The following is a 10,632-nucleotide window of genomic DNA, read 5'->3' on the forward strand; positions in this document are numbered from 1 at the left end:
GGCCAGGTGAGGCTTCCGGCGACCGCCACCACCTCGGTGCCCCCGGGGCCGACCGAGGCGTAGGCGCAGGCATCCGCCTCGGCCCGCCCGGCCGTGGGGCCGATGAGCGCCCACGTCAAGGCCAGCAGGGCCAACGCGCGTATGGCGGTGGCGGATTGGGGTGATTCGGGTCGATACACGACGGAGATCATGAGGCCTGCCGCGCGATCTCACGCACGGGCACGAAGAGATTGCTCCGAAGGAGGGACAAAGGGGCGCCCGGTGTTTGAATCCGTGACGCTCACCCGTCCGATGGGGCGTACGTCTGTGCGGCCCGGGACGGGTGCGGTCACAGCTTCCGAAAAGAATTTTGCGGGACGGTTGAACACAACCCCTGCTCCGCTGCGTATCCAATGTCGTGCGGCGGCGCAGTAGGGCGCTGCAACACCCTTTTGAATTATGGGGAGTTGACGATGAAGACCTCCTGGCGGAACGCCTCACTCGTGGCAAGCGCCGCGGCGGTGCTGGCGCTGACGACGGCGTGCGGTCAGGAAGGCGGCACGTCGGCGGTGGGCAGCCAGAACGTCGGAGCCACCGCGGCAGCGGGTGGTTACGGCGGTGTCGGCTCCGGAATCGGGACGGGCACCAGCCCCAGCCCCACGGCGAGCTCTACCGCGATCGGCCAGGGGAACCTGGGAGCCCAGTCGGCCTCGGCCGGCAAGTTGCAGGTGTCCGCGAACGCCGAGCTCGGGGACGTGCTGACCGACGCCACCGGCCTCACCCTCTACCGCTTCGACGAGGACACCGCCGAGCCGCCGAAGTCGAACTGCAACGGCGACTGCGCCACGGCCTGGCCGCCGGTGCCCGCGGACGACGCCTCGGCCGGTGCCGGGATCGACAAGGCGCTGCTCGGTGAGGTGACCCGTGCCGACGGCACCAAGCAGCTGACCATCGCCGGCTGGCCGGCCTACCGCTACGCCAAGGACACCAAGGCCGGCGACCTGACCGGCCAGGGCGTGGGCGGCAAGTGGTACGCGCTGGCGCCGTCCGGCAAGAAGGCCTCGGTCACCAGCCTGCCCGGACTGTCCACGCGCAACGACCCCGAACTGGGCGAGATCGTCGTCGACAAGAACGGCATGACGGTCTACCGCTTCGCCAAGGACAAGGCCTGGCCCGAGCCGGTCTCCAACTGCAACGGGGCCTGCCTGGAGAAGTGGCCGGCCGTCGCGCCCGTGTCGGCGAACGACACCAAGGGCGTGCAGAAGAAGGGCCTGATGAGCTTCACCCGTTCCGACGGCGTCAGGCAGCAGACGGTCAACTGCTCGCCGATCTACACCTTCGCGGCGGACAAGCAGCCCGGCGACACCAACGGCCAGGGCGTCGGCGGCACCTGGTACGCCGTCCGTCCCAACGGAGACATGGTCGGCGTCTCCGACAAGTGACACCGGCCCAGCCGATCCACCGGTCCGACCCCTCCGCGCCGCACGGAGGGGTCGGACCGGTTTGCCGTCATTCCCCCCAACCCCCCGCGATTCGACGCCCGTTCCGGAACGCTCCGGAGCGCGGCGCCTACGTTTCGTAGCGCATCCGCAGCCACTTCCGGGCGGCACGTGCCGCAGGCAGTGACCGGGAACGGACGGTCAATTTCCGTTTCCGCTCGCTCCATTGGCGGGCGATCAGTAGCCTCAGCTCGAACACCGGATCGCCTACGCCTTGGAGAGATACATGGAGCGTCCCGCCTGGGCTCCCCGGAGCATCGACATCTCGGTGCCGAGCGTGGCGCGTATCTACGACTTCTACCTGGGCGGTTCGCACAACTTCGAGGCCGACCGGGCGGCGGCCCGCAAAGCCATGGAGCACGTACCGGGACTGCCGAAGATCATGCAGGCGAACCGGGCGTTCATGCGCCGGGCGGTGCGCTTCGCCGTCGGCCAGGGCATCACGCAGTTCCTCGACATCGGCTCCGGCATCCCCACGTTCGGCAACGTTCACGAGGTCGCCCAGAGCGCCAGCCCCGGCGCCCGTGTCGTCTACGTCGACCACGATCCGGTGGCGGTCGCGCACAGCCAGGCGGTCATCGCGGATAACCCGGACGCGGACGTCGTCGCGGCCGACCTCCGCAAGCCCGAGGAGATCCTGGAGAGTTCCGAGGTCCGGCGGCTGATCGACCCGAACCGTCCGGTGGCGGTGCTTCTCGTTGCCATACTGCACTTCGTGGAAGACGCGGACGACCCCTACGATGCGGTGGCCGAGCTGCGCGACGCGTTCGCGCCCGGCAGCCTGCTGGTGCTCACGCATGCCGCCTTCGAGGGGATCCCGCTGTCGCCGGAGCAGGTCCAGGGCGCGATGGACGTGTACGAGGACATCCGCAACCCGCTGATCATGCGCTCGCACAACGAGATCGCACGGTTCTTCGAGGGGTACGACATGGTGGAACCCGGACTGGTACCGATGCCGCGGTGGCGGCCGGAGTCGGAGAACTGGGATCCCGACGAAGAGGATCCCTGGGCCTTCTCCCAGTTCGGCGGCGTGGGGCGGACGGCGTGAGCGCGGAGCCGGACGGCCCGGAGGACAGACTGCGCCGGTTCGCGACGATCTGGAGCCGCGCCGTGTTCCCGGTGACGTCGACCTCCGCGACCCGGCCGGAGTTCGAGGAGCAACTGCTGCGGCTGGCCCGCCGGTTGAGCGAGGCACTCGCGGCCAGGACCGTCGACACCGACGCGGGCCGGGCGGTCGGCGCCGCCCTCGTCGGCGCGCACTGCACCGACCCGGAGGCGCTGAGCCGGTCCCTGGACTGCGTCGACGCCTACCTGGTGCTCTACTGCGGCGGCGACGGCGACCGCGAGGACCTGCGGTCCCGCTCCGCCCGCCTCCAGCACGCCATGGCCGCCGGGTTCGCGCAGGCGCTGCGCGAGCGGACGCTGGCCGAGCAGGAGGCCATCGCACAGGCCGCCCTGGAGGCGCAGGGCGTGGTGGCACAGGCACTGCACGCGACCGAGGCCCGGTTCCGGGCGGTCTTCGAGGGCGCGGCCATAGGAATCGGCATCGCCGACCTGGACGGCAAGGTCCTCCAGGTCAACGGTGCCCTGCTGCGCATGTTCGGCATCACCGACCAGACCATGCGCGGCCGCAACGTGCGGGAGTGGACGCACCCCGAGGACGCACCGCAGACCTGGACGCTCTACGACGAACTCGTCCGCGGCGAGCGCGAGCACTACCACCTCGAAAAGGCCTTCTACCGCCCTGACGGAACGGTCCTGTGGACCAACCTGACGGTCTCCCTGCTGCGCGACGCCGACGGCACCCCGCAGTACCAGCTCGCCCTCATGGAGGACACCACCGAGCGCCGGCTGCTCAACCTCCGGCTGCGCTACGAGGCCACGCACGACGCCCTCACCGGACTGCCCAACCGCACTCTGTTCTTCGAGCGCCTGGAGAAGGCGCTGAGCGCGGGCGAGGGCCAGCGGTTCGGCCTGTGCTACCTCGACCTCGACGGCTTCAAGGCGATCAACGACAGCCTCGGGCACGCGGCCGGCGACCGGCTGCTCGTCGAGGTCGCCGACCGGCTCCAGTCCTGCGCGACCGCGCCGGGCGAGATGGTGGCCCGGCTCGGCGGTGACGAGTTCGTGGCGCTGACCACCGGACCCGACACCGAGAGCGAGGTCGACGACCTCGCCGCGCGCATCATGAACGTCCTGCTCGCCCCGGTCCGTATCGACGGCCGGGAGCTGACCGTGCGCGGCAGCATCGGCATCGTCGAGGGCCCGGCGGGGGAGCGGGGCCCCGCGGAGGTGCTGCGCAGCGCCGACATCACGATGTACCGGGCCAAGTCGGCGGGCGGCAACCGCTTCGAACTGGCCGACCCGGAGGCCGACGCCCGCGCCATCACCCGGCACGGGCTGACCACCCAGCTGCCCGCGGCCCTGGACCGGGGCGAGTTCTTCATCGAGTACCAGCCCCTGGTGCACCTCGGTGACGGCAGTGTGCGGGGCGCGGAGGCGCTGGTGCGCTGGCTGCACCCGCAGCACGGCGTCCTCGGCCCCGACCGGTTCATCCCGCTCGCCGAGCACACCGGGCTCATCGTGCCGCTGGGCCGCTGGGTGCTGGAGCAGTCGGTGCGGCAGGCCCGTGAATGGCGAGAACGGTACGGCGAGAACACCGCGGGCGGACCGCTCCGCATCAACGTCAACCTCTCGCCCTGCCAACTGACCCACCCCGGCCTGGTCCAGGACACCGTGGACATCCTGGAGCGTGCGGGCGTCGCCCCGGACGCGCTCTGCCTCGAAGTCACCGAGTCGGCCCTCATCGGCGCCGACGACGACCTGCTCAAGCCGCTGCGCCGACTCGCCGAGATGGGCGTCGACATCGCCCTGGACGACTTCGGCACCGGCTACTCGAACCTGGCGAACCTCCGCCGCCTCCCGGTCAGCGTCCTCAAGCTGGACCGCTCCTTCACCCAGAGCATGCAGCAGTTCCCCGCCGACCCGGTCGACCTCAAGATCGTCGAGGGGATCGTCTCGCTGGCACATGGCCTGGACCTCGCGGTGACGGTCGAAGGCGTCGAAACCGGGGCCCAGGCCGAGCAGTTGCGGATACTGGGCTGCGACACGGCCCAGGGCTGGTACTACGCCCGCCCGGGCCCGCCGGAGCGGCTGCACGAGCTGGCGCTGGTGGACGCGACGGGCTGAACGCCCCGCTCGCTCAGGGCAGCGGGAGCGACCGCAGCGCACCGTGGGTACGGGCCATGACGACGACGTGGCCCGTACCGCCGCCCGGGGCGAGGAGCACGGGGTGTTCGCCGTCCCTGGTCTGCGCGTACGCCGGGGACATGCGGGGCGCGGCGCTCCCGGTCCCGCGCGGGCCGGAGTGCAGGTCGATCGTGATCACGCGGCCCCGCCCGGCGCTGTCGTTGGCGGGGGTGAACGTCACGAACCGGCCGGCCGTCACGCCGGCGTCCGCCTCGGTGGCGTACGTGCTCCACAGTCCGCGGTCCTTCTCCAGGTCGTACGCGTACCAGTTGCCCGCGCTCGTGTCCTCGGCGCCGGCCTCGTACAGCACCAGGACCCCGTCGTCGGAGATCACCCCGCGCACCGGCTTGTCGGCCGTGTTCCGCGGGGTCGGCAGCGGCTTCAGCGTCGCCGGATCCAGGCGGCGCATGGGCGGGAAGGTGTCCCCGGCGGAGAACGGGCTGCCGGTGCAGACCAGGTAGTGGCCGCCGGTGACGAGGTGCGGGCACTCCACGCCCGCGGGGCTGGTCGCCACGGTGGCGCCGGTGCGGGCGTCGCGGGCGGTGACCCGGGTCCCGTCGGCCGTGTAGACGCGGCCCCCGAAGGCGGCCAGGGGCTCGCCCGCGCTGCGGGCGACGGTCCGGTGCCACAGGGACCTGCCGTCGGACGCGCGAACGGCCTCCAGCACGGCGGTACGTGACGAGGGGTCCGACGTCGCGAGGGCGAGGACGACACCGTCCGCCGCGCCGAGGGCGGCGTAGGTCCTGCCGGTGGGCGCCCGATGGGTCCACGCCCGCGCACCCGTGCGCAGGTTCGCCGCGCGGAGCACATCCGCGACGCCGGTCACCGCCCGTTCGCCGGCCGCGTCGACGACCAGTCCGGCACTTCTGCCGCGGTCGTGGGCGGGCACGGTCCAGGTGACACGGCCGTCGGCCCGTGAACGCCCGACGAGTGCGCCGGAGTCGGTCGCGCACACCACCTGATGCGCCGTCGCGCCGCAACCGCCGCGGGCCTCCCCGCGGGAGAGGGACACCGTCCACGCGCGCCACGGACCCGAGACGGACGTGGACGCCGTGGTCATCGACGGCCCCGCTCCGGCGGTCGTCGACGCGGCAGACCCGCCGGACGCGGCGTTCCCCGCGCACCCCACCAGCACCAGCAGTGCCGCGCCCGTCACCGCGAATCGTCGCACCATCCGCCACCCCCTGCGAGAAGACCTCATGCTACGACCGCTCAGCGCTCCAGCAGCATCCGCTGCAACTCCCGTGCCGCACGCGGGGGAGCCACATCGCTGCGGTGGGCCAGGGCGATCGTCCGGTGCAGTCCGGGGCGGGCGAGCGGGGTGACCCGCAGCCCCCGCCCGGAGCGCGTGGCGATCATGCGCGGTACGACGGCCACGCCCAGGCCGGCCCGTACGAAGCCGAGGACCGCGTCCATCTCCCCGCCCTCCACCGCGAAGTCCGGTTCGAAGCCCTCGGCGCGGCACGCGGCCACGGTCAGTTCGCGCAGGTCGTAGCCGTGCCGGAACATCACCAGCGGCTCGCTCTCCAGATCGGCGACCCGCACGGTACGGCGGCCCGGACCACCCGGCGCCGGGGCCTCCGGCGAGGAGACCACGACCAGGTCCTCGCGCAGCAGCTCCACCGTCGTCAGCGCCGGGGACGGGGTCGGCAGGGGGAGGACCACCAGGGCCAGGTCGAGGGCGCCGCGCGCGAGCAGTCGTACGAGGTCGTGGGAGCCGCCCTCCTCGATCATCAGCCGGATGCCGGGATAGCGGTCGTGGAAGGCGCGCAGCACGTCCGGCAGCAGACCGGTGCACAGACTCGGTGTGGCGCCCAGCCGGACCCGGCCGCCGCGCAGCTGCACCAGCTCCTGCACCTCGTGCCGGGCGGTGTCCGCGTCGGCCAGGATGCGGCGGGCCAGCGGCAGCAGGGCCTCGCCCGCGTCGGTGAGGGTGATGTTGCCGCGCGCCCGCAAAAAGAGGTCCGCGCCGAGCTCCCGCTCCAGCGCCCTGATCTGCTGCGACAGGGAGGGCTGGGCGACATGGACCGCCTCGGCGGCACGGGTGAAGTGCCGGGTCTCGGCGACCGCCACGAAGTACTGGAGCTGCTGGAACTGCATCCTCGTACGATAGCCGGTGCCTATGGAATCAAGCCGGACCATGTCTTGGACCGATGGGGCCGTTCGGCCCTAGCGTCGTGACCATGGCTCTGGCAACGCGGACGGACCGACGGCCGTCCATGGCACGCACCGTGTGGGACAGCTCCGTCGGCAAGAAGGCCGTGATGGCCGTCAGCGGACTGATCATGCTGCTCTACCTGGTCGTCCACATGATCGGCAACCTGAAGATCTTCTTCGGGGCGGGCGAGTTCAACCACTACGCGCACTGGCTGCGCACGGTCGGCGAACCGTTCATGCACTACGAGTGGACGCTCTGGCTGATCCGGGTCGTGCTCGTCGTCGCCGTGGTCGCGCACGCCACCTCCGCCTACCAGCTCAGCCGCCGGGACATCCGGGCACGGCCCGGCAAGTACGTCCACAAGAAACCGCGGGCGAGCTACGCGACCCGCACCATGCGCTGGGGCGGGATCATCCTCGGCCTGTTCATCGTCTGGCACATCCTGGACCTGACGACCGGGACCGTGCACTCCGGCGGCTTCCAGGAGGGCCACCCCTACCAGAACGTCGTGGACACCTTCTCCACCTGGTACGGGAACGTCATCTACATCGTCGCGATGCTCGCCCTCGGCCTGCACGTCCGGCACGGCTTCTGGAGCGCCGCGCAGACCCTCGGCGTCGGCAGCCGCACCCGCGACCGCGCCCTCAAGGCCGTCGCCAATGTCCTCGCACTGCTGCTCACGGCCGGCTTCATCGCCGTACCCGTGGGTGTCATGACCGGAGTGGTGAGCTGAACATGACCTACGTCGACTACACGACCGGCGCGCCGCTGACGGACGGCAAGGCGCCTACCGGACCCGTCAACGAGCGCTGGGACAAACGCCGTTTCGAGGCCAGGCTCGTCAACCCGGCCAACCGCCGCAAGCACACGGTGATCGTGGTCGGGACCGGCCTCGCGGGCGGCTCAGCGGGCGCGACCCTCGCCGAACAGGGCTACCACGTCGTCCAGTTCTGCTACCAGGACTCCCCGCGCCGCGCCCACTCCATCGCAGCGCAGGGCGGCATCAACGCGGCCAAGAACTACCGCAACGACGGCGACTCCGTCCACCGGCTGTTCTACGACACCGTCAAGGGCGGCGACTTCAGGGCACGCGAGTCCAACGTCCACCGCCTGGCGCAGATCTCCGTCGAGATCATCGACCAGTGCGTCGCGCAGGGCGTGCCGTTCGCGCGGGAGTACGGCGGCCTGCTCGACACCCGCTCCTTCGGCGGGGTGCAGGTCTCGCGGACCTTCTACGCCCGCGGGCAGACGGGTCAGCAGCTGCTGCTGGGCGCGTACCAGGCGCTGTCGAGGCAGATCGCGGCCGGGAACGTCGAGATGCACCCGCGCACCGAGATGCTCGACCTGATCGTGATCGACGGCCGGGCGCGGGGGATCGTGGCCCGGGACCTGGTCACCGGCCGGATCAGCACGCACTTCGCGGACGCCGTCGTCCTGGCCTCCGGCGGCTACGGCAACGTCTTCTACCTGTCGACGAACGCCATGAACTCCAACGCGACGGCGATCTGGCGGGCCCATCGCCGCGGCGCCCACTTCGCCAACCCCTGCTTCACGCAGATCCACCCCACCTGCATCCCGCGCACCGGCGACCACCAGTCCAAGCTGACGCTGATGAGCGAGTCGCTGCGCAACGACGGCCGGATCTGGGTGCCGAAGGCCAAGGGTGACGACCGGCCGCCGAACAGGATCCCCGAGGACGAGCGCGACTACTACCTGGAGCGCATCTACCCCTCCTTCGGCAACCTCGTCCCGCGCGACATCGCCTCCCGCGCCGCGAAGAACGTCTGCGACGAAGGGCGCGGGGTCGGCCCCGGCGGGCAGGGCGTCTACCTGGACTTCGCCGACGCGATCGAGCGGATGGGACGCAAGGCCGTCGAGGCCAAATACGGCAACCTCTTCGACATGTACCAGCGGATCACCGACGAGGATCCGTACCGGGTGCCCATGCGGATCTACCCCGCCGTGCACTACACGATGGGCGGACTGTGGGTCGACTACGACCTCCAGACCACGATCCCCGGCCTGTTCGCGATCGGCGAGGCCAACTTCTCGGACCACGGCGCGAACCGGCTCGGCGCCTCCGCGCTGATGCAGGGCCTGGCCGACGGCTACTTCGTCCTCCCGGCGACCATCAACGACTACCTGGCCCGCAACCCGCACCAGGACGCGGTGACCGACGAACACCCCGCGGTCCAGGAGGTGCTGGCGGAGACCGAGGACCGGATCCACCTCCTCCTCGCCGTCGACGGGGACCGCACCCCGGACTCCTTCCACCGCGAACTCGGCGAACTCATGTGGGAGTTCTGCGGGATGGCGCGCTCCGACTCCGGTCTGCGCAAGGCCCTGGAGCGCATCCCGCAGATCCGCGAGGAGTTCTGGCGGCGCATCAAGGTCCCCGGCACCGGCGAGGAGTTCAACCAGTCCCTGGAGAAGGCGAACCGGATCGTCGACTACCTGGAGCTCGCCGAGCTGATGTGCCTCGACGCGCTGCACCGCGCCGAGTCCTGCGGCGGCCACTTCCGCGAGGAGTCCCAGACGCCGGACGGCGAAGCCGCCCGCAGGGACGAGGAGTTCGCCTACGCGGCGGCCTGGGAGTTCACCGGCACCGGCGAGGCGCCCGTCCTGCACAAGGAAGACCTGGTCTTCGAGTACGTCCACCCCACCCAGCGGAGCTACGCATGAAGCTCACCCTGCGCGTCTGGCGGCAGAAGAACGCCGACGCCGACGGAGCGATGTCCACGTACGAGGTGGACGGCATCTCGTCCGACATGTCCTTCCTGGAGATGCTGGACACCCTCAACGAGGAGCTCATCCTGCGCGGTGAGGACCCCGTCGCCTTCGACCACGACTGCCGCGAGGGCATCTGCGGCGCGTGCTCGCTGGTCATCAACGGCGACGCGCACGGACCCGAGCGCACGACGACCTGCCAGCTGCACATGCGGTCCTTCTCGGACGGCGACACGATCGACATCGAGCCGTGGCGGGCGTCCGCGTTCCCGGTGATCAAGGACCTGGTCGTCGACCGCTCGTCCCTGGACCGGATCATCCAGGCCGGCGGGTACATCACGGCGCCCACCGGGTCGGCCCCGGAGGCGCACGCCACGCCGGTGCCCAAGCCCGACGCCGACCTCGCCTTCGAGCACGCCGAGTGCATCGGGTGCGGGGCGTGTGTGGCGGCCTGTCCCAACGGCGCGGCGATGCTCTTCACCTCGGCCAAGGTGAACCACCTGAACGTGCTGCCGCAGGGCGCGCCGGAACGGGAGACCAGGGTCCTCGACATGGTGGAGCAGATGGACGCGGAGGGCTTCGGCGGCTGCACCCTGACGGGCGAGTGCGCGACCGCCTGCCCCAAGGGAATTCCGCTGGTGTCCATCACCGGCATGAACAAGGAGTGGCTGCGGGCGACCCGGAAGGCCGCGCGGCGCTGAGAGACGTTCGCCGACAAGGTGCGGACGGGTGGGGCCGGACGTGGTGCTCAGGTCCGGCCCCGCCAGGTTGACGGCAGAGGCCGAAACCCGTGGGCCGCCGCCCGCCGGTCACCGCCGGGACACCGGCCGGTCGGCGCAGCCGGGGCTCCCGGACACCTGGCCCGAGGCGTTCAGCCGCCGCACATCCGGGCTCCCCGAACCGGTCACGTACACGCCAACCGGCGTCGGAAGAACAGGGACAGCGGCACCGCTCGCCGCCTCCGCCCGTGACCTGGAGAGTGCCATGACCGGCGTTTCCACCCTCGACCGACCCCCGCAG

8 protein-coding genes are annotated in these 10,632 nt (G+C 71.2%); 6 read left to right on the plus strand and 2 right to left on the minus strand.

What is annotated here, in order from left to right; genetic code table 11:
• Window positions 1-452: 452 nt before the first annotated feature.
• The 3 genes from EHS43_RS25850 to EHS43_RS25860 all read left to right on the plus strand — a co-directional run bounded on the left by EHS43_RS25850 (window position 453) and on the right by EHS43_RS25860 (window position 4,667).
• The gene (locus tag EHS43_RS25850; protein WP_125193158.1) at window positions 453-1,421 is read left to right on the plus strand and encodes an SCO0930 family lipoprotein; all 969 of its coding nucleotides are present in this window, start codon (window positions 453-455) and stop codon (window positions 1,419-1,421) included.
• Between the two features lie 283 nt (window positions 1,422-1,704).
• Window positions 1,705-2,526 carry an SAM-dependent methyltransferase gene (locus EHS43_RS25855; protein WP_125193159.1) on the plus strand — a complete coding sequence of 274 codons (822 nt, stop codon included), beginning with the start codon at window positions 1,705-1,707 and terminating at the stop codon, window positions 2,524-2,526.
• The gene (locus EHS43_RS25860; protein ID WP_125193160.1) at window positions 2,523-4,667 is read left to right on the plus strand and encodes a bifunctional diguanylate cyclase/phosphodiesterase; all 2,145 of its coding nucleotides are present in this window, start codon (window positions 2,523-2,525) and stop codon (window positions 4,665-4,667) included. The genes EHS43_RS25855 and EHS43_RS25860 overlap by 4 nt, the downstream gene beginning before the upstream one ends.
• A 13-nt stretch (window positions 4,668-4,680) precedes the next feature.
• Here EHS43_RS25860 and EHS43_RS25865 read toward each other — a convergent pair whose 3' ends face one another.
• Window positions 4,681-5,901 carry a PQQ-binding-like beta-propeller repeat protein gene (locus EHS43_RS25865; RefSeq protein WP_125193161.1) on the minus strand — a complete coding sequence of 407 codons (1,221 nt, stop codon included), beginning with the start codon at window positions 5,899-5,901 and terminating at the stop codon, window positions 4,681-4,683.
• A gap of 38 nt (window positions 5,902-5,939) precedes the next feature.
• Complete coding sequence (locus EHS43_RS25870; RefSeq protein ID WP_125193162.1) at window positions 5,940-6,827, minus strand: LysR family transcriptional regulator; 888 nt, start codon at window positions 6,825-6,827, stop codon at window positions 5,940-5,942.
• Between the two features lie 119 nt (window positions 6,828-6,946).
• Here EHS43_RS25870 and EHS43_RS25875 point away from each other — a divergent pair, with 119 nt between their 5' ends.
• From EHS43_RS25875 to EHS43_RS25885, 3 genes are read left to right on the plus strand one after another with little or no spacing between them, the layout of a single operon-like run.
• Window positions 6,947-7,618: a succinate dehydrogenase gene (locus tag EHS43_RS25875; RefSeq protein WP_125193165.1), complete on the plus strand. Its 672-nt coding sequence runs from the start codon at window positions 6,947-6,949 to the stop codon at window positions 7,616-7,618.
• A gap of 2 nt (window positions 7,619-7,620) precedes the next feature.
• Entirely contained in the window at window positions 7,621-9,567 is a 1,947-nt protein-coding gene (locus EHS43_RS25880) for a fumarate reductase/succinate dehydrogenase flavoprotein subunit (protein WP_125193163.1), read from the plus strand.
• A complete protein-coding gene (locus EHS43_RS25885; protein ID WP_125193164.1) occupies window positions 9,564-10,313 on the plus strand; it encodes a succinate dehydrogenase/fumarate reductase iron-sulfur subunit in 750 nt (249 codons plus the stop codon). The genes EHS43_RS25880 and EHS43_RS25885 overlap by 4 nt, the downstream gene beginning before the upstream one ends.
• The last annotated feature ends 319 nt before the right edge of the window (window positions 10,314-10,632 follow it).

Origin of the sequence: Streptomyces sp. RP5T, from assembly GCF_003933965.1 — a bacterium.
GTDB lineage: Bacteria > Actinomycetota > Actinomycetes > Streptomycetales > Streptomycetaceae > Streptomyces.